This window comes from Micromonospora sp. CNB394 (assembly GCF_000374985.1).
In the GTDB taxonomy this organism is placed as follows: Bacteria; Actinomycetota; Actinomycetes; order Mycobacteriales; family Micromonosporaceae; genus Micromonospora; species Micromonospora marina.
In genome coordinates this window covers 1-18,931 of the sequence record NZ_KB895847.1, presented here as the reverse complement: position 1 = coordinate 18,931, position 18,931 = coordinate 1, and the positions used below count along the sequence as shown (strand labels likewise).

The window sequence follows — 18,931 nt, the reverse complement described above, 5'->3', positions numbered from 1 at the left end:
AGCGGCTCGCCGCGCCGACCCTGGCCATGCTGCCCCGAGTGGCGGACTCGCTGAGCTTCCTCTACGCCGACATCGTCCGCATCGTCCAGGACGACACAGGCGTCCTCGCGCAGGTCGACACCCCGAAAGGAACCGAACGCGTCTACCTGCCCACCGCTGCCATCAGTTGCCTCCTCCTCGGCCCCGGCACCTCGATCACCCACCGTGCCCTGTCCACCCTGGCCCGCCACGGCACCACAGTCGTCTGCGTCGGCTCCGGCGGGGTCCGCTGCTACGCCGGCATCACCCCCACCTCCCTCACCACCAACTGGCTGGAGAAGCAGGCCCGGAGCTGGGCTGACGACCACAGCCGGCTACAGGTGGCGACACGCATGTACGAGCATCGCTTCGGCGAGTCCGTAGCCGAAGGCACCACGCTGGCCCAGCTTCGCGGCATGGAGGGCCAGCGCATGAAGGCGCTCTACCGGCTGATGGCACAGAAGTACCGAACCGGCAAGTTCCGCCGCAACTACGACCCCGACGCCTGGGACACCCAGGACCCGGTCAACCTGGCGCTGTCCGCAGCCAGCGCCAGCCTCTACGGCGTAGTGCACGCCGTCATCCTCGCCCTGGGCTGCTCGCCAGCGCTCGGCTTCGTGCACAGCGGCACTCAGCACGCCTTCGTGTACGACATCGCCGACCTCTACAAAGCCAAGGTCACCGTGCCGCTCGCCTTCTCCCTGAGCACCTCCGCCCAACCCGAACGAGACGTACGACGCAAGCTGCGAGACGAGTTCCGGCTGCTCAAGCTGATGCCGACAATCGTCGCCGACATCCAGCGCCTGCTCGACCCCGACAGCGCAGCCAAGCAGCGTCAACCCGCTGCCGAAGTCACCTCGCTCTGGGATCCAGAGATGGGCGCCATGCCGTCCGGGGTCAACTACGGCTCGGACCCCTGGGACTGACATGGCCTCGATGGTCGTCCTCGCCACCACCGCCGTCCCCGACCACCTGCGAGGCGCACTCAGCCGCTGGATGATCGAAGTGACCCCCGGCATATTCGTCGGCACGCTCTCGGCCAAAGTCCGCGACGAACTCTGGAATGCCGCAAGCGCCGTTGTGGGCGACGGCGCTGCCGTCCTCATCCATCCGGACGACACCGAACAAGGCTTCTCGCTACGGACAGCAGGAGAGCGCCGACGCCGCCCGCTCGACTTCGACGGCCTCACCCTCGTGGCGATGAGCCCCAAGGAAGACCAACGCGCCGTCGAAGAGCCGGTCGAAGAAATCTGGCCGGAAGGCTGGTAAAGCCGCAGCTCGCGAAGTGTCCTCCCCACGCACGTGGGGGTGCTCCGCCGCGGGCGTGGTTCCTCGTCCCTGGCGGCGGGTCCTCCCCACGCACGTGGGGGTGCTCCGCCGGTCGATCCGGAGCAGGATCCGGAGGGGTGGTCCTCCCCACGCACGTGGGGGTGCTCCCCTCGGCTGGGGCGGCGTGTACACGGCGTCGGCGTCCTCCCCACGCACGTGGGGGTGCTCCGCACGCCGCGGTGCTCGACCAGCTTGCCGCCGCGTCCTCCCCACGCACGTGGGGGTGCTCCGCCCCGCCAACTCCGCCGACATGGCCCGCCGCCGTCCTCCCCACGCACGTGGGGGTGCTCCGCCCGACCCGTCGTGCTTCGACCAGGTGAACTAGTCCTCCCCACGCACGTGGGGGTGCTCCGGGCCACGCCCGGCATCCGATGTACCGGTGGATGTCCTCCCCACGCACGTGGGGGTGCTCCGGCTTCGCCCGCCTCGGCGCGCTCGCCGACGGCGTCCTCCCCACGCACGTGGGGGTGCTCCGATGCCTCTGACGACTCCCGGGAGGCCGGGGCCGTCCTCCCCATGCACGTGGGGGTGCTCCGCGATCTGGGCCGGCAACCGGGTCGCGATGGACGTCCTCCCCACGCACGTGGGAATGCTCCGGGCATCGAGCCCCGGCAGATGACCAATCGAGAGTCCTCCCCACGCACGTGGGGGTGCTCCGGCCACGCCCCAGGAGCTGGCGGAGACGACGCCGTTCTCCCCACGCACGTGGGGGTGCTCCGTACATCGGCTAGGCCGGGATGATGAGCGTCGCGTCCTCCCCACGCACGTGGGGGTGCTCCGGGGTTGCGGTAGGAGTGCCATCCCTCGGCCCGGTCCTCCCCATGCACGTGGGGGTGCTCCGGATCTCCGAGGCAAGCGAGACAAGCAGGGCAAGTGCTCCCCACGCATGTGGGGGTGCTCCGTCCGACTGCCACGCCGCCCGCACCGTGTCCGGATCCTCCCCACGCACGTGGGGGTGCTCCGCGATCAGCAGCATCGGAACCGCCAGCAGGCACGTCATCCCCACGCACGTGGGGGTACTCCGCAGCTGGGGGCGAGGGAAGGAGCCGGAGAGTCCTCCCATGCTGTATCGGCTGGTCGTACACCCGTACAACCGGTCATCGGCAACTATAGTTGACTCTGGGCAAAGCGGTCGGCAAGGAGCTGTCGGACCGGGGACGGATTCCGCGGACATCGTGGCCGAGTATCAGGAGCAGGCAGGGCGCTGACCAGGCGCCCAGTTCTGTGACTTCCGAGGTGCCGCATCCCGCGGCCAACGGCGCGGCGGCACGTTCGATCCGCGGCGGGCCGTCAGCGTGCTCGCCGTCGCGGCATGTCGCCGCCGCCGGCCTGGCGAGGAGGCAGCCCGCCTTGCAGTTCGCGCCACTGGCCGGCGGCGTCAGCATTCAGAAGACGGTCGACCATCGTGTCGGCTTCGTCGCGTGAGTCGTACGTCCAGAGCAGCATCTTCCCCGTCTCGGTGTCGCCGGCGCGGGCGACGACCTTCCATCGCGTCTGGCGGATCAGCCACACGTCGCGCCGGCTCAGTCGTCCCCAGAGACCGTTCCACCACCGCTGCGCAACCTCCTCCGACACGCCCGCGATCGTACACACGTTCGATCGTCTTGTGGAGGTGAAGTGGCAGGTGGAGAGTCATTCGCATCGGTCCTGGCTACCGCGGTCGCGTGGTTCGCAACAGTCGGGACGGTGCCGGTAGATGCGCAGGATCCGGCCGTCGCGCTGGTGGTGCCGGTCGCCGGTGAGTTCGTAGAGACAGGCCCTCCACACGAGGGATTCGCCGCCTGCGGGCACAGTCTGGCCGTCCCCGGGCCCGCCTCGCAGCAACGCGTCCATGCCCCGACGGTACGCAACGGCTAGCGCCTACTACCGGTCGTTGCCGCCCTTGGCGGTCGCGTGGCGGCGGTGCACTGTGGCTGGCTCAAGGCAGACGTCGAGTGGCCCGGCCGGCGAGGTTGTCGAGCGTCTGCTTCCCGCTCGCCAACGGTCGGCCCGCCGCCACGCGACGAGGAGGCGGCGCCGCGTGGGCGCGCCAGCGCCTCCGATCGCCCGTAGCGGTCACAGAATGGTCGCCATGGGTGACGAGAAGAAGGCCATGCCGGTGGTCCTGCGGGTTCACCGGCGCGACGACCCGGTCGGCGCGGTCACGGAGGACGACGCGGCGCGGCGGGCCGTCGCCTACCCGCGGGTCCGGGTCGGGGCCCCGTTGTTCGGGCATGCGGTACAGGCTGACGCCGGGTGCTGGCAGGTGTATGCCGTGGTGTCGGATACGCCGCAGGCGGCGCGGGACACCCTCGCGCATCGGCTGCGCGAACGACTGGATGAGACCGACGACGCCGGGCTGGCCGCGGAGTTGACGGCCGTGGTCAACGTGCTGGACCGGGAGAAGACCGACGAGGTGGTGGTGGCCGGCAGGGAGCACCGGATCGTGCGGGTGGATACGTTCGCGAGATTTGGTCCGGACGGCCCTGAGCCGCCCCGGCCCACCGACCGGGATCCGCGTGACGCGGACGATCACGACAGCTTCCTGGACGAGGAGATTCTCGTCGACCCGGGCGCGTCGACCGGGGCGAGTGAGGCGATGTTGCGGGTGGAGCTGTTGACCGCGCACTATCCCCGCGCGCAGGTGCCCTCCGATGTCTACGCCGACAGCGTCGGCGCCGTCACGTCCCACCCGATCGGGGTGGTGCTGCCGGTCCGTTACGCGGCTGCCGAGAGCGTCGGCGGTTCGTGGCGGCCCTACAGTCGGGCGGTGGCTACGCCGCAGTTGGCCCGCGACGAGATCGCGTTCGGTCTGCGCTACCTCGAACCGCGCCTGCTCCGGCTCAGCGACGAGCAGGCGGTCCTTTACCGGCAGGCCGCCGACGACCTTGACGCCAACCCCGTCGACGACCTCACCGTGCTCGGGCGCCGGTTTCGGGTCACCCGCATCGAGACCCTGCTTCGCGTGTCCGCGAAAGGCCCTGAAGGACCACGGCGATCGGATCCCGATCCGGAGCAGCCGCCGGCGGTCGAGGGCCTAACTGAACGGCGTTGGGGCTAGCGGCCATTGCCGCGGGTGGCAACGACGGTCCATGTGGTGTGGCGCGCTTGGTGAGGTGGGGTCGGCGCTGTTTCTATTCTCCGATTTCGGGTTGACTGGTTGGCCTGACGTTGTCCTGCAGATCGCTGCGGGGGTGGGGTGCCGGGGGTTTGCTGTCTGGTGTCTGCGGCGCTGTGGTGGGTCGTGGAAGTATTTGGTGGACGGTTTCGCTGAGTTGTTCCACGCGTTCGGCGATGTGCCGTACGTAGCCGAGCACCTCGCGGGTCAGGTGATCGGGGGCTGGTATTCTAGCCTGGTCGGCTTGGGCGACGAGGCTGTGCAGGATCGCGCCGGCCTGGTGGGGTTCTGGGCTGGCGGAGTACACTGTCGGTGAGGACATGGCTTGGGCGCTTTGGCTCAGGTTGTGGGGGTCGCGTTCGCCGTCTGGTGGAGCGGCCCCTCTCTCGTTGAGGTGCAGTTCGGTGCCGGTTGACGCTTCGATGATGGTGGCGACGTCGGCTACGCGGTTGAACCATTGCGGTTCGTCGGCGCGGATGGCGCGGCCGGCGGACCAGGCGACGGCGTCGGCCATCCAGAGTCCCGGGTCGTTGCGGCCGTCGACGTGGATGAGGCGCATGCGGTGGCTGATGGCGCCGTGGTCGAGGAGGCGTCGGTAGGCGCGGATGTCGTTGCGGTCGGTGTGGGGCAGGCGGCTGCCGGCGTCGCGTGCTTGCTGCCATTCTGCGGGGCTGGCGCGGCTTTCGAGGTAGACGTCGCGGACTCGCTGGCTGTTGAGGTAGCGCAGGAGGCGTTCGAGGCTGACCTGTCGGGCGTGTTCGCGTTGGTTTTCCAGGTGGGAGCGGATGTGTTGAGGGCCGGGTGGTGAGGAGTCTGGGGTGCCGGCGTTGAGGGGGACTTGCGCGGAGACGACGCTCCAGCCGGCGTGTTCGGCGACGACGTCGAGCATCTTCTCGATGGTGCCGACGTGCCCGCGGTGATACAGCGCGGTGGAGTGGTAGGCGTCGTGGATTCCGGCGGCGGCGCTGGCGGCGGCTTCGGCGGCGGGGACGTCGTCTTGGTCAATGATGACGGCGGCCATGAGGTAGGCGCCGGGGCTGCCGCGTTGTTGCAGCCAGGACTCGTCGACGAAGGCGGTCGGGTAGGTGGGCATCAGTCGAGTTCCGTTCCGTCGGCGGCTGTGGGGTCAGGTGTGGGGCTGGTGCGGCGTCGGGCGGCGTCGGCCTGTTGTGCGTGGTGCGCGGTGACGGGCGCGGTGTGGGGTTGGGGGCGGGTGTCGTCGATGGCGCGGACGCGGGCGGTGGTGGCGGCGACGGCGTCGGCCAGGTTGGTGCGGCGTGCTGCGGCGCGGCGGGTTTGTTCGGCGGCGGCGGCGAGGCCGGCGTAGCGGGTGGGCAGGGCTCCGGTGTACCAGTGCCGCCAGTGGCTGTGGCGGGCTTCGAGGTCGGTGACGCGGTCGCGGCGTTGGTCGATGACAGCGTTGAGGGTGGCGAGTTTCGCGCTGAGGTTGGCGTGGTGGCCGGCTGCGGCTGCGGCGCGCTGGTGCGCTTCCTGCTGGGCGGCGAGCGTGCGGGCGCGGGAGGGCCCGCGGTGCCACCAGCGGGGCCGCAGGTGGTGGGCGTGGGCGGTGGCGCGGTGGCCGGCGGTGGTGATGGCGGCGAGGAGCAGGGTGAGGTCGTGGTGGCGGTGCTCGGCGTCGGTGAGGTCGAGGTGCGCGTCGCGGAGTTGGTCGGCGACGTAGGCCGGGGCGGTGGCGTCGATGTTCTGCTGCGCGGTGACGAGTCGCGCGAGTTCGGTGTCGTCGGTGGTGGTGAGATGGCCGGCGAGGGTGGCGGCGCCGAGTGCGACGCGGGCGCGGTGCCAGGCGTTCCAGCGGGTGATGTCGCCGGTGGACGGTTCGGGCCCGATGGGGTGGTCGCTGGTGAGCTGGTACCGGTCGCGGTAGGTGACGACGATTTCGGCGCGGGCGAGCCACTGGTCGCGGCCGGCCTGGTCTTGGGGGACGGCGCCGAGGGCGTGGGCCCAGGCCGGTTGGTGCTCGGCGGCGAGGTCGGCCAGGGCGGTGACGCGGCGGTCGCAGATGGCGGCGACCTGGCGCAGGGCGTCGCCGACGTCGCCGGTGAGGTCGGCGGGCAGGCGGTCGGTGTAGGACGCGGCGAGCGCGGGGGTGGTGGCGATGGTGGGGTCGGCGGTGGCGCGGTTGGTGAGGCGATCGATGCGCCAGGACAGCACGGCGGCGATGTCGTCGGCGGAGTCGATTTCCCGGGGCCGGATCGCGCGGCGCAGCACGTCGGCGGGGTTGTGGCCGGCTTCGCGCAGGGTGGTGAGGCGGGCGATGAGCGCGGGTAGCGCGAGGTCGCGGGCGAGCCGGTCGGCGAGGGTCTGTCCGCTGATGCCGGCGACGATGGTCAGGTATTCGGGGATGCGGGCGCGGGCGGACAGGTCGTCGTAGATGGGTGTCCAGGTGTGCAGGGCGTCGACGTCGGCCCAGAGTTGGTGTTCGGTTTCGGTGGCGGAGCGGTCGGGTGCGGTGCGGCGCATGATGTCGGCCAGGACGGCGACGCGGGCGGTGGGTAGCTGGGGTGGGGTGCCTTCGCGGGGGTGGTCGTCGGTGACGACGTACGCCTCGTTGAGGGTGTGGCCGCGGGTGAGCATGACGTACAGCCGCGCGAGGGTGGTGCTGTCGTCGACGAGCGCGCGGGCGGTGTGCACGGTCTGCCCTTGGACGGAGTCGACGGTGAGGGCGTAGGCGAGCTGGACGTGCCGCGCGACGTACGCGGCGGGCAGCACGGTGCTCGCGTCGGTGCGCAGGTTGGTGACCTGCAGCCGCCCGGCGCGGGTGACCGCGTCGACGCGCCATCGGTCGCGGTTGGCGACGAACGCGCCGCCGGCGCCGATCCGTCGGTCGTTGCGGCGGGTGACGATGACGTCGCCGACGCTGGCGTGGTTGCCGTCGCGCAGGCGCACGGCGGGGCCGGTGCGGACGAGGCTAGCTTGTAGGAGGATGTCGCGGGCGCGGCGGGCGATGTCGGCGGCTTCGTCGCCGGTTTCGACGAGCATCATGCTGGGGTGTCCGGTGGCCATGTCGGCGGCCCACCGGTCGAGCATCTGACCGATGAGCAGGGTGCGGTGGCCGCCGTGGAGCCGGCCGCGGCGGTCGTATTCGTGCAGGACGGTGAGGTCGCCGGTGCGCAGCCGCAGCGACGCCGCTGCCTCCCACGTGTCGGAGAACCGGTGGACCTGGGTGAGGTGGGTGGTGGCGCCGAGACTGTCGAGGTAGCGGAACAGTCCGCCGGGCCCGACGGCGGAGATTTGCGCGGGGTCACCGACGAGGATGAGCCGGCCGCCGACGGCGTCGAGTTGGGTGACGAGGCGGGCGAGGTCGTGGCTGGACACCTGCGACGCCTCGTCGATGATGACCCACTGCCCAGGTGCGAAGCGCCAGTGGGCGGCGCGGGTGCCGGGCGGCGGCCGGTCGTGGGAGTGCAGCCACCGGGCGATGTTCTCGGTGCGCAGCGTCGTGCCGTCGGGTTGGCGGGTGGCGTCGGCGAGCAGCTGCGCGGCGGACTGCCCGACGGTGAGACCGAGCACCGGCACGCCGGTGTGCTGGGCGGCGGCGACGACGGCGCGTTGGAGGTAGGTCTTGCCGGTGCCGGCGGGTCCGACGACGCCGGTGACGCGCCGGTCGTCGCCGACGAGGAACCGCAGCGCGTCGGCCTTCTCCGGCGACAACCGGAACATGGTGGTGGCGGCGTGGATCGCGGTGTCGGCGGCTGGTTGGGCGCCGCGGCGGCCGGCGTAGGTGATGACTTCCTTTTCGGCGGCGAGGACGGCGTGGGTGGTCATCTGCAGGTCGCGGTGGCGGGTGTATTCGCTGTGCTGATCGCTGTCGCGCAGCAGTGTCGGTCCCCACTGCACGAGGGCGGGAGGTGTCAGCACTCGCAGCCCACCGAGGTTCTTGGCGATGGCCTCACCGGCGAGGGTCTGCACGCGCTGCCAGTCCGCCGTCGGCGAGGTACCGGGGGTGATGTCGAGGACCCGGCCGATGGCCAGTTCGAGGTGTTCGCGGCCGAACACGGCCCGCTCGCGGCCGAGGGTGTGTACGGCGCGGGCGAGCGCCAGGCGCGCGTCGGCGCGTACGGCCGTGTCGATGACCCGGTCGCGGTCGGGCCCGGCGATCCGGAGTTGGTCGGCGGCGGCGTGCAGTGTTTCCTCGTCGACGCCGGCCGGGTTGAGCTGGCGGGCGCGGCGCAGGACACGCCGCGCCGCGTCGGCGGTGGTGTCGTGCACGTCGCCGGTGAGGATCCGGCGTACCTGGCCGGGGGTGTCGAGCCCGGCGGTGCGGTCCTCGGCCAGCCATCGCTGCACGGCCTGCTCGGTGGACTCCGCGCCGGTGGCCGGGCGGCGGGTCCGCAGGGTCGCGTCCTGGGCGCGTCGGCGCCACTGCGCCGCCGGCGAACGGGCGGGTCCGGTGCGGTCGACACGGCGGTCCATCTCCTCGGTGATGGCGCCGCGCCGCTTGCCGTAGTGACGCAGCGACGCCTCGCTGAAGCCGACGATCTCCCGGATGCCGGAGTCGTCGCGGGCGGCGAAGGTGACGCCCCGGCGCTGGTGTAGTTCGAGTTCGAGCGCGCGTTCGTAGGCGATCCTGCCGCCGACGGTCGCGCGGTAGAAGGCCCGTCCGTCCAGTGCCAGCCACTGCGGGTTGCCGTTGCTGTCGACGGTTTTGACCTTCGCGGACACGACGATGTGTGAGTGCAGCTGCGGGTCGCGTTCGCGGCTGAGCCGGTGGTCGAAGACCAGCGCGGCCAGCCCTGCCGTGTCGAGCTGACGGACACCGGAGGCGCCGGCGCGGGTGAAGGCCCCGTGCCGCTGGAGGTGATCGAGCAGCGCGCGTACCCCGGCGTGGTGCGCGGCGACGACATCCTGCTTGACCGTGTCGTCGCCGAAAGCCCACAGCAGCGATACGGACTTCACGGGGGAGACGGTGACGTCGTAGGCGGACACGGCCCGACGTTCGGGGGCGTTCATGATGCGCTGCCATATCGAGTCGCGCTGTTCCACGGTGGCGTCATCGGGCAGGTGCGCCAGCGCGCGCCGGACCGCTTCGTCGCGGTATTCGTCGGTCATCGGCGCGTAGATCCGCCATTTCTGGCCGAGCCGGAATCCCGTGGTGGGATGCCGTCCCTGGCCGATGAGATAGCGCATCTGTTGTTCGGTGACCCAGCCGCTGACGCCGAGGACCGCGGCGCCGTTGCCGGCCCACCAGCCGGGGCTCTCACCGCGCGCGGTGTGGTTGATGTAGTAGGGCGTCGGGCCGGTGTCGCCGAGAGGGCGCAGGTCATGACGGCCGGCGGCGACCTGTTCCATGACATAGCGGTAACCGTCGCCGGGCGAGATGCGCGTGACGGTCAGCATGCCCCGACCGTAGAAGATCAACTACGGAAGCGGCAGTCGAGAATGCAAGGGGGTGTGTCCCCTGTAACTGGACAAGGGGCGGGCCGGTAATGGTCTGGGCAGGTCAGCCGTGCTGTAGCCAAAACTGAACGGGTGCGGTAGGTGAGTTGGGAAATCTGGCTAGCCTCGAACGATTCCGAGAATCGGTTAAGGGTTTAGGCTGGTGGGTGGAACCGGGCAGTCGTTACTGTCGGGAAATGGCGAGTAAAACGGGGAATGACGCGACGCGGGCGTTGCGGCGGCGGCAGGAGTTGGAGCTGCGGGCGGTGCGAGCGGTCGAACAGGCCGCCGGCACGGTGCAGGACGCGCAGCGCCGGCGGCAGGAAGCCGTAGCGCGGCTGGATCAGGAGGTCGACGCGGCTGCGGCGGCGCACGGCTTGGCCGTGGCGGTGCTGGCGACGGTGCTCCGCGACGATGGCCTGGCAGCGGATTTGACCGGGGTGGATGTGGCGCGGGTGCGGTCGTATCGGCGTGGTGCGGACGGCGCGGCGGTGCGGGCGCGGATCGCGGAGCTGGGCGAGGTGCTGCCTCGTCGTCGGCGGTCGGCGGTGGCGAGACCGGGGCCGAGATCGGGTCCGGGGCCGGGGGATGCGGGCTCGGGCGCTGCTGGTGTTGCTGTGTCTGGTGACGTCGGGGCGTGAGCTGGTGGAGGGCTGGCCGGTCCGGGTGGTGATCCGGACCGGCCAGCGTGTGGGGCTGCGGTGTCTAGGTGTCGTCGAGTCCGCAGCCGGTGCAGACGCGAACGGTGCCTGCGGCGTTCCATTCCATGAGTTCGTCGTCGGTGGCGGTGCAGTGCTCGGGGATGGCGGCGGGCCAGTTGCCGTGGATGACGCGGTGGCCGGGGTAGACCCAGCGCCGGGCGGTGCTGCCGTGGTACATCACGGGCGGCCCGGGGTGCGGGTAGGCCAGGGGCAGCGTGATGCGGTGGCGCAGTCCGGTGCCGGTGAGGTCGGTCGGGGTGAGGGGCGGCAGGTTGCGGTAGACGGCGCGGCGGTACCGGTCGTAGTCCTTGTGGGTGGGTGAGGCGAGTTCCGCGCGGTCGATCAGGGCCAGGGTTTCGTACGGCTGGGCTGCCGTGTGGTGGTGGAGTGCGGCGGTCAGGTGCGCGTCGGCGCGGGCGTTGCGGTCGGCCTGGCGGTTAAGGCGTTCCCGGTGGCTGATGCGGGGTGCGGTGAGGTCTTCGGGGTGGGCGGTGAGGTGTGCGGTGACGGCGCGCAGGATCGTTGCTCGGTCGTGGCGCGCGGTGAGGTCTTCGAGGTGGTCGTCAGTGAGGTAGCGAACGACGATGATCGTGGGCAGGCTGACCGGCGGGGCGGAGTAGGCGGCGGTCCAGTCCTGGCAGACGTGGGCGATGGTCGCCTGGTCGGCGGGGCTGAGGGAGGTCACGGTTCTGCCTTCCGTTGCGGTGTGGGTGAGGGGCGGGAGCGGTAGCCGGTGGCGGCGTGCTCGATGCGCGTCGACGCCGTCGCGGTGCGGCGGCCCGGCCGCCGGGGTGGCGGCCGGGCGGCGCGTCGATCAGTCGGTTTGACCGAGAAGGCGGCGGTGGTCGCCGGTGGTGATCCATCCGGCGGTGTCGCCGAAGTGCCGTTCGGCGCGGTGGGCGAGCGTGACGGAGTACAGGTCGGGTCGCTGTACGTGGTGTTTGCCGTTCTGCCACAGGTCGAGCAGGAGGGCGGCCAGGCGCAGGGTGTGTCGCATGCGGCCGGGGTTGCAGGCGTCGCAGTGGTGCCGCCGGGCGTACTTGATCAGGGCGACGGTGGCGGCGCGTAGCTCGATGGCGGCGGCGGTGTCGTTCGTGGGCGTGGTGGGCCACGCTGGGGCGTGAGGGCAGAGGCGCAGGACGGTGAGGGTCTGTGCCATGCGGCGGCGGGCGGTGTCGAGCAGGCGTAGGACGTGGCGTGTGCGCTGCTCGGTGGGCAGGGTGGGGAGAAGCATGGTGGGCTCGGCTGGTGCTGTCATGGGGACTCCTGCTGTGGGGTTTGGTGGGGGCACCCGAGAGGGGTTCGCCGTCCCTCTCGATGCTGTTGCGTGACCGGTGCGGGTTTTCTTCGTCCGGGTGGCCCGACGCGGTGTCTGTGCTTCGGGCCACCCGACCGGGTTGACTAGCGGTAGCGGCGGCGCTGTATCGGGCGCGTCGTGGTGATGGTCGCGCCGATGTTCGGGTGCCACTCCTTGACGCCGCCGCCGCGTCGCTTGGCCGCGTACATGGCGGCGTCTGCGCGGCGGATGAGGTCGACGGCGGTCATGTCGTTGTGGTCCGCGATGGCGAGCCCGAGGCTGGCGTAACAACCGAAGGTCGTTGCGCCGAGGGCGACCGTCGTTGCGTCGAGGGCTTGAGCGGCGGCCTCGGCGTTGGTGCGGGCGGTCTGCATGCCGTCGTCGGTGATGATCAGGAACTCGTCGCCTCCCATGCGGCCGACCTTCGCGCGCCAGAGGTCGAGTGCCGTCAGGGTGTCCGCCACCTGGCAGAGCACGAAGTCTCCGGCGGTGTGGCCGTGCTCGTCGTTGATGTCCTTGAAGCGGTTGAGATCGATCAGGGTGACGGCGACCGGGCGGGTGTGGTCGGCGAGCAGCATGTCTAGGTGCCGGAGCAGGGCGCGGCGGTTCGGCAGCCCGGTCAGCGGGTCGTGGTCGGCGTCGTGGCGGGCGCTGGCGAGTTCGGCGTGGAGCTTCGCGTTACGCGCGAGGAGCGCGAGGCATGAGACGGTGGTGACTGCGAGCAGGGCCGTGGACGCGCTGAGCATGAGTGCTCTCCCTCGGTTGGGGTTTGTGTGTGGTGTGCGGTGGGGGTTCGCCGTCCCCTCCGAACAGTTCTTACTATACCCGGTTCTGCCAGTTGGTTCTACCCTTGTCTGCCCTGTTCGGGCATCGAATTTGATGATTTTGATCGTCGGATGCCGACGGCTACGCCGACCGGCTCGGGCTGTGCTGGCGTGGCGGCGTCCCCCACTTCTTTCGGCGGTGGGGGCGAGTTCACTCGTCCCGCGGCGCGCGCAGTGGAGGTCAAGTCCGGGGGCGGGGTTTCGAGGAAAAGATCATGCGGGGTGTGCATGATGTTTTGCGAGCCGCGCCCGGACTTGACCGGAGCGAGCACGTCGCTAGCCTGTTCGGCCCCCACCGAAGGAAGAAGGGGTTTTGGGCAGTGCGGCCGGAGGCCGCTTCCGGTTTCCGGTCCGCCAGGACCGGGCCTGCAACCCGCCACCACCCGGCGGCGGCCCGCACGAGGCTGCCGCCGGGTGTGCCTGATTACTGGTCGGTGGTGGGTGACTTGATCCGTTGCACCCGGTGCAGGTGCGTGATTGGGATCTGAGCGGCGGGTGTGCGCGTCCGGGGATCCCAGACTCGCCGGTAACCGCTGGTCCAGAGCAGCCGCCAGGAGTGGGCGGCGTGGCCCGGCCGCACGCCTGCCGGGTCGCCCGCCGACGCGGGGGAGTCTGACCCCTGGGCGCGGTAGCGGCTCATGGTGCCGGCGAGCATGGGGCAGGCGGCCACGCTGTACCGGGCGCACTCGGGGTGCATGGCGGGCTCTGACGAGATGAGTCGGGACAGGTCGACGTCGCGCATGGCGAAGACGAACGGCTGGGACATCGGGTTGCCGCAGATTTGGCAGATGCGGTCGGTCAGTGCCGCTAGGAGCCGTTCGGCGTCGATGGCTCCGAACCGGTACCGGCCGTCGGGCATCTGCATCGTGATCCATGGCACGACCAGGCCGCCGACGGTCGGGCGGTGCCGCAGTATCACCGGGATGGGAATCTCGGGCATGAGGGTCTTTCTGGCTCAGGTGGTGCCGGCCGGAGGATCCGGCCGGCACCGGTGGTCGGGGTGGGCGGGGATGGGCGCGCCCGGTCCTACGTGGTGATGTCCGCGCCGAAGCGACGTAGCATGTCGTCGAGCGGAACAGCCTCGCGGACCGTGCCGCCGTCGTGGGCGATGCGGAACGCGTGGAAGACATCGCCGCTCTCGTGCGGCGTGTGCTGGATGTGCTCGACGTGCTCCCCGTCGAAGGCGGCGCGCAGCAGGGCGTGGATGGCGGCGGCGTGGTCCGTGTCCGGCGTCCGCCCCGGGGTGGTCCTGCGGCTCAGGGCGCGGCTGATGCGCCGCGATCGGGACGGGACGGGCGCGGTTGTGTCGGTGACGACGACCGTGATGGAGAAGATGCCGGTGCGGTAGATGCGCAGCGGGCACGTGACCAGGCTGCCGCCGGTGGTCAGGTAGGTCAGGGTGGCGGTCAGTTCGAGAGGGGCCGGGCCGGGCGTCACCGGCACCGTGTGCGCGAATCCGGGCTGAGCCCGGGTGCCCTCCCGGGCGCGATCCGCCTCCAGGTCGGCGCGCAGGGTGCCGGGGATAACGGCGTACGGACGTACGGCCTCGATGACGGTTTCCGGATTGGAAACGGTCTCTCCCGCGCCGAGCCAGACGGGCATGGCGTCGGGGCTCTCCTCGTCCAGTACGCCGAGGTTGATCACCTGGGCGAAGAAGCTGCGCAGGGGGCGGTCCCACCCCAGGCGCACGATGTAGCCGTCCCGGTCGGGGAGGGCGTCGAGCTGGCGACTGCTCACAAGAAACTCCTTGGGGTTCGGTGGTTGTCCTGGTGGGGTTCGCCGTCCCACCTGAACAACTATTACTATACCCGGTTTCGGGGTGGGTGTCTACCGTGTTCGGTCCGATGAGTGGTGCCGCCCGGGGGAGCCGCGCATGGCGGCTCCTCCGGGGTGGCCGCTATTGCTCGTGCTGGTTGGTCGGGTCGCCGAGCACGTGTACCCGGTCAGTGAGGATCAGCGGCGCGTCAGCCGGCCCCTTGACGTGTCCGCGCACGTAGGTGCGGCGGCGCAGCGTGCGGCCGGGGCCGCATGGCTGATTCTCCCGGAAGAATCCGGGCACCCACCACCGGCGGGTGTAGACACGCGTCGACTTCTTGTCGCTGGTGGCGCGCGGCGTCTGCTGCTTGCGGCGCAGCCGCACGATCCGCACGAGAGGGGCGGGCCGGTTGGCGCGCTGGTACGCCTTGCGGGTCGCCTTGTCGGCTGGTTCGTCGGTGATCTCCGCGTCGGGCTGCGTGGTGAGGATCCACGTGGCGATCAGGGAGCACAGCATGAGGCGGGTTTGTTCGCTGGCGGGTGCGTAGGGCTGACCGAAGCGCAGCCCCGCGCCGGTGCTGACCGGCGCTAGCCATCCGATGTGCTCGCGGAGTTCTTGCAACTGGCGTTCGGTGAGCTGGCGGCCCTGTGTCAGGACTTCGGCAGGGGTGTAGAACGTGACCCAGACGCCGCCGGGGACCGGTCCCCACTGCGCGGCGATGATCGGCACCGTGACGCCGGTTTGCGGTTCGGTCGGACGGTAGATCGGCGTGTGCCAGATGAGCAGTCCGTCCGGGGCGGGCATCTCGACCGACTCGATGCGCACGTCCGGAAGGTCACGCGCGGCGTGCGCGGCGAGGGTGGTGAAGTCGGGGTCGATCCAGAAGATCCGCGCGTTCTCGACGTGGTTGGCCATGAGCGCGGTGTATTGCCGCATCGGCTCGGTGTTGTCGGCGTCGACGGTCGCGGCGGGCGCGTCGAGGGCAGCGCCGGGGAGCATGTGCCCCGGAACCTTGTACGTCTCCCCGGCGGTGAGCGCGTCCAGGAGGTGGTTCCGGCCGGAGGTCCGCCAGAATCGCACCAGCCGATCCCGCACCTTGGGCAGCATCTGCGGGCGCAGCGTCCGGAATTCGGGGGCGGCGGGGGCGTCGGTTGCGGGGCTGTCGGCCGGGCGGGTGGTGGCGCTGCTCGCCAGGGGTCGCCGTACGGGAGTGCCGGGCGTGGCCGCGAACAGCGCTTGGTGCAGCGGGCGCAGGATGTGCGCTCCCGGCCCGCCGCGGCGGCGAGCCCGCTTGTGGGAGCGCTGGGTGAGCCCTTCGGCGTCGCGCCGTTCGACCAGGCAGGCGCAGCTCTCGCACGCGGCCCAACTGCTGCCGAGGTTGTGCATTTGCATACCGGCTTCGCCGGTCGTCATCGCCACGTCAAGCTTACCGAAGGTGAAGCTGGCCACGGGGTCCGGCGCGGAGCAGAAGTCACATACCAACTGCATGTTGGTGAGTTGGGCAAGGGGCACCGGTTGGGGTTCGTGGTCCTCGGGGCTGCGGGCAGGGTGCAGAAACGCCTTCTCGCCCTGCGCGGTGATGACCGTCAGCGGTACGCCGCACGTCGCGCAGCCGTATCCCTCGACGGCTGGCTGAAGGTCGCCATGGATGACCATGCGTCTCCTTGGGGTTCGTGTGTGGTGTGCGGTGGGGGTTCGCCGTCCCCTCCGAACAACTATTACTATACCCGGTTCTGCTTGTTGGGTCTACCCTTGTCCACCCTGTTCGGGCATCGGTTTGATGATCTTGATCGTCGGATGCCGACGGTTGCGCCGACCGACTCGGGCTGGGCGGGCGTGGCGGCGTTCCCCACTTCTTTCGGCGGTGGGGGCGAGTTCACTCGTCCCGCGGCGCGCGCAGTGGAGGTCAAGTCCGGGGGCGGGGTTTCGAGGAAAAGATCATGCGGGGTGTGCATGATGTTTTGCGAGCCGCGCCCGGACTTGACCGGAGCGAGCACGTCGCTAGCCTGTTCGGCCCCCACCGAAGGAAGAAGGGGTTTTGGGCAGTGCGGCCGGAGGCCGCTTCCGGTTTCCGGTCCGCCAGGACCGGGCCTGCAACCCGCCGTCGTCGGGTATGCCTGGCGGTGATCTCCACGCCGGTCAGGCGGCAGGGGAGCGGCTCGCGCAGTTGGCGCCGAGAGGCGCCGCAGGGCGCCGCGGCCGTCGGGGTGCTCAGGACGGCTACCAGGACGGGCCAATCGTCTGTGTGGATGTTGACTCCCGTTCGGAGTCTCTTCCTCCACGATGACGGAGGTGAGGAGTGTTCACGGCCGGCGTGGGCGGTGAGCCCGGCGCGGCGCCGGGCTAACGGGGTGGCCAAGCCGGTGCTGCGCCGGCCGGTCGCGCCGATGCTCGCCGCGTCCGTCGACCTCGTGCCCGACGGTGCGGGCTTGGCCCATGAGCCAAAGTGGGACGGGTGGAGGTGTCTGGCGTTCCGCGAGTCCGAGGGCGTCTACCTGCAGTCGCGGGCTGGTAAGAACCTCACCCCCTACTTCCCGGACATCACCCGGGCGATCCGGACCCTTCCGCCCAGGGTGGTGCTGGACGGTGAGCTGGTCGTCTGGGAACGTGGCCGGACGAACTTCGCCCTGCTTCAGCGGCGGGTCACGGCTGGCCGCGGGCTGCTGGGCCTGGTCCGGGATCGCCCGGCCCACTTCGTACTGTTCGATCTGTTGGCCGATGTGGGCGGCGAGGTGGTCCTGGACTTGCCGCTGTCAGAGCGGCGGGCGCGGCTGGAGCGGCTGCTCATCGACGCGCCAGCGCAGTTGGCTCTGACTCCGCAGACGGCTGACATGCGGCAGGTCGCGGACTGGGTGCTCAACTGGACCGTGGCGACCGGTATCGAGGGTGTGGTCAGCAAGCGGCTGGCCGGCCGGTACGAGCCTGGCCGGCGCGGCTGGTGGAAGTTCCGGACCCGGATTGTCACGGAGGCGATCGTCGGCGGGGTGATCGGCGGTATCCGTGACCCCGTCGCGGTGCTGCTCGGGCGGTTCGACCGGCGGGGCCGGCTGCGGTACACGGGTCGGACCCACCCGCTGTCCGGTGCGCAGCGGGAGCAGCTCGGCGCGCTGCTGTCCCCGCCGCGCGCTGGGCAGCACCGTGGTGCCGCGGTGGAGCATCCGTGGCCCGAACCGCTGCCGGCGGCTTGGTCCGGCCAGCTGGACCGGCTGGCGCCGGTCCGGTACGTGCGGGTCGACCCGACCGTGGTGGCCGAGATCGACGCCGATGTGGCCTTCGAGCACGGGCGTTGGCGGCACGCAGTGCGGTATGCGCGGGCCCGGCCGGACATGTCGGTGTGCGACGTGCCGCTGCTGCTCGGCGAGGAGGAGGGCTACTTCGGTGACCTGCGGTGAGTGCCCAGGCGATGGGCGCGGTCCGGGACGGTGGGCGGGATCTGTATCACCGGGGGTTCGCTCACCTGGAAGCCGATGGAGGCTTAGAGGGCGCGCAAATAGGTCAGCGGGGATGAGCCGGGTAGGAGGCCGGCACAGGCGTCAGTGATCATGAAGGTTCCTACGCCTAGTGATCACTGGAACGCCTGTGCCCGCTGTCCCATCATGGCTGAGCGACCCCTTGTGGGACCAGTTCGCCGCGCTGCTGCCACCCCGTCCCGCTATCGATCCGACCCATCCGTTGGGCTGTCACCGTCGGCGGGTCGCTGACCGCATCGTGTTCGACAAGTTGCTGCAGGTGCTGCGGTTCGGCTGCTCCTACCAGGGCATCGCCGACTCGACCTGCTCGGCCACCACGATCCGCAACCGCCGCGACGAGTGGATCCAGTTGGGCGTGTTCGCCCAGCTCAAGACGATCGCGCTGAACGCCTACGACCGTCTCGTCGGGCTGCTGCTGGACGACCTTGCCGTCGATGGGTGCATCACCAAGGCGCCCGGCGGTGGCGAGGTCGCTGGCCGTTCACCGGTCGACCGCGGCAAGCAAGGCATGAAACGTTCGGTCATGGTCGACGCCCGCGGCATCCCACTGGGCCGCGTCCTGGCCGGCGCCAACCGCCACGACTCCCCGCTGCTGGAATCCACCCTGGACCGGCTCGACGACCTCGGCCCGCTGCCCGGCACCATCACCGTGCACTTGGACGCCGGGTACGACTCCCAGAAGACCCGCGACCTGCTTACCGCCCGCAGGCTGACCGGCGAGATCGCCCGCAAGGGCGTCAAGGCCCCGGTCCAGGCCACCCGGCGGTGGCACGTCGAGCGCACGAAGTGCGCCGCGAGGCGCTCTGTTGTATCCCCAGTTCAGCTGGGAGGGACTCGAAGGGAGGTTCCTGGGTCGGCTGGCTGACCTGGATCCGAAAGGTGAAGGGGACAACAGCATGCCAGAGATGCCCGGCGGCCGGGTCCAGATGTCAGGGGCGGCGCGTTGGGAGGACCCGCGTGATATGGCGAAAGCTGGATTGCCTGAACCCTAATCTCCAGTCGATGCAAGTTCCCATCCACCGGAAACGGCGTTTGAAACCGG

General features: G+C 70.6%; 16 protein-coding genes and 1 CRISPR repeat array. Of the genes, 6 read left to right on the top strand and 10 right to left on the bottom strand.

Going from position 1 to position 18,931, the window contains the following annotated elements:
- The first annotated feature begins 26 nt into the window (after positions 1-26).
- Entirely contained in the window at positions 27-944 is a 918-nt protein-coding gene (gene cas1e, locus C569_RS0121815) for a type I-E CRISPR-associated endonuclease Cas1e (protein ID WP_369753893.1), read from the top strand.
- 1 nt (position 945) lies between these two features.
- On the top strand, positions 946-1,287 hold the full coding sequence (gene cas2e / locus C569_RS0121810) for a type I-E CRISPR-associated endoribonuclease Cas2e (protein WP_018787880.1): 342 nt from the start codon (positions 946-948) through the stop codon (positions 1,285-1,287).
- An 18-nt stretch (positions 1,288-1,305) separates the two neighbouring features.
- A CRISPR array of direct repeats spans positions 1,306-2,371; the repeat unit is 26 nt; unit sequence CTCCCCACGCACGTGGGGGTGCTCCG.
- Between the two features lie 266 nt (positions 2,372-2,637).
- Here cas2e and C569_RS30760 read toward each other — a convergent pair.
- Together C569_RS30760 and C569_RS34480 are read right to left on the bottom strand one after the other, a co-directional pair.
- Positions 2,638-2,922: a hypothetical protein gene (locus C569_RS30760; protein WP_155945578.1), complete on the bottom strand. Its 285-nt coding sequence runs from the start codon at positions 2,920-2,922 to the stop codon at positions 2,638-2,640.
- Between the two features lie 57 nt (positions 2,923-2,979).
- Positions 2,980-3,180 (bottom strand): hypothetical protein, encoded by a 201-nt coding sequence (locus C569_RS34480; RefSeq protein WP_081635997.1) that lies wholly within the window; start codon positions 3,178-3,180, stop codon positions 2,980-2,982.
- A 229-nt stretch (positions 3,181-3,409) separates the two neighbouring features.
- Here C569_RS34480 and C569_RS0121800 point away from each other — a divergent pair, with 229 nt between their 5' ends.
- Complete coding sequence (locus C569_RS0121800) at positions 3,410-4,387, top strand: DUF5954 family protein (protein ID WP_018787878.1); 978 nt, start codon at positions 3,410-3,412, stop codon at positions 4,385-4,387.
- A 73-nt stretch (positions 4,388-4,460) separates the two neighbouring features.
- On the opposite strand, the gene C569_RS0121795 is transcribed toward C569_RS0121800, so the two are convergent.
- On the bottom strand, positions 4,461-5,537 hold the full coding sequence (locus C569_RS0121795) for a hypothetical protein (protein WP_018787877.1): 1,077 nt from the start codon (positions 5,535-5,537) through the stop codon (positions 4,461-4,463).
- Entirely contained in the window at positions 5,537-9,802 is a 4,266-nt protein-coding gene (gene mobF / locus C569_RS34775; protein WP_026268471.1) for a MobF family relaxase, read from the bottom strand. Before mobF ends, C569_RS0121795 begins: the two co-directional genes overlap by 1 nt.
- Before the next feature lie 236 nt (positions 9,803-10,038).
- On the opposite strand from mobF, the gene C569_RS0121785 reads away from it, so the two are divergent.
- Complete coding sequence (locus tag C569_RS0121785; protein ID WP_018787876.1) at positions 10,039-10,482, top strand: hypothetical protein; 444 nt, start codon at positions 10,039-10,041, stop codon at positions 10,480-10,482.
- Positions 10,483-10,546: 64 nt separating this feature from the next.
- Here C569_RS0121785 and C569_RS0121780 read toward each other — a convergent pair whose 3' ends face one another.
- The 6 genes from C569_RS0121780 to C569_RS0121755 form a co-directional block, all read right to left on the bottom strand.
- Positions 10,547-11,227, bottom strand: a complete 681-nt coding sequence (locus C569_RS0121780; RefSeq protein WP_018787875.1) for a hypothetical protein — start codon at positions 11,225-11,227, stop codon at positions 10,547-10,549.
- A 129-nt stretch (positions 11,228-11,356) separates the two neighbouring features.
- Entirely contained in the window at positions 11,357-11,800 is a 444-nt protein-coding gene (locus tag C569_RS0121775; RefSeq protein WP_155945577.1) for a hypothetical protein, read from the bottom strand.
- A 143-nt stretch (positions 11,801-11,943) separates the two neighbouring features.
- Positions 11,944-12,585: a GGDEF domain-containing protein gene (locus C569_RS30755; RefSeq protein WP_018787873.1), complete on the bottom strand. Its 642-nt coding sequence runs from the start codon at positions 12,583-12,585 to the stop codon at positions 11,944-11,946.
- 502 nt (positions 12,586-13,087) lie between these two features.
- A complete protein-coding gene (locus tag C569_RS30750) occupies positions 13,088-13,603 on the bottom strand; it encodes a hypothetical protein (RefSeq protein WP_018787872.1) in 516 nt (171 codons plus the stop codon).
- Positions 13,604-13,689: 86 nt separating this feature from the next.
- Positions 13,690-14,400: a hypothetical protein gene (locus tag C569_RS31780; protein WP_018787871.1), complete on the bottom strand. Its 711-nt coding sequence runs from the start codon at positions 14,398-14,400 to the stop codon at positions 13,690-13,692.
- 160 nt (positions 14,401-14,560) lie between these two features.
- A complete protein-coding gene (locus C569_RS0121755) occupies positions 14,561-16,075 on the bottom strand; it encodes a hypothetical protein (RefSeq protein WP_018787870.1) in 1,515 nt (504 codons plus the stop codon).
- A gap of 695 nt (positions 16,076-16,770) precedes the next feature.
- Here C569_RS0121755 and C569_RS0121750 point away from each other — a divergent pair.
- The gene (locus tag C569_RS0121750; RefSeq protein WP_018787869.1) at positions 16,771-17,811 is read left to right on the top strand and encodes a hypothetical protein; all 1,041 of its coding nucleotides are present in this window, start codon (positions 16,771-16,773) and stop codon (positions 17,809-17,811) included.
- A gap of 187 nt (positions 17,812-17,998) precedes the next feature.
- Entirely contained in the window at positions 17,999-18,754 is a 756-nt protein-coding gene (locus C569_RS0121745; RefSeq protein ID WP_081635996.1) for an IS5 family transposase, read from the top strand.
- Positions 18,755-18,931 lie beyond the last annotated feature (177 nt).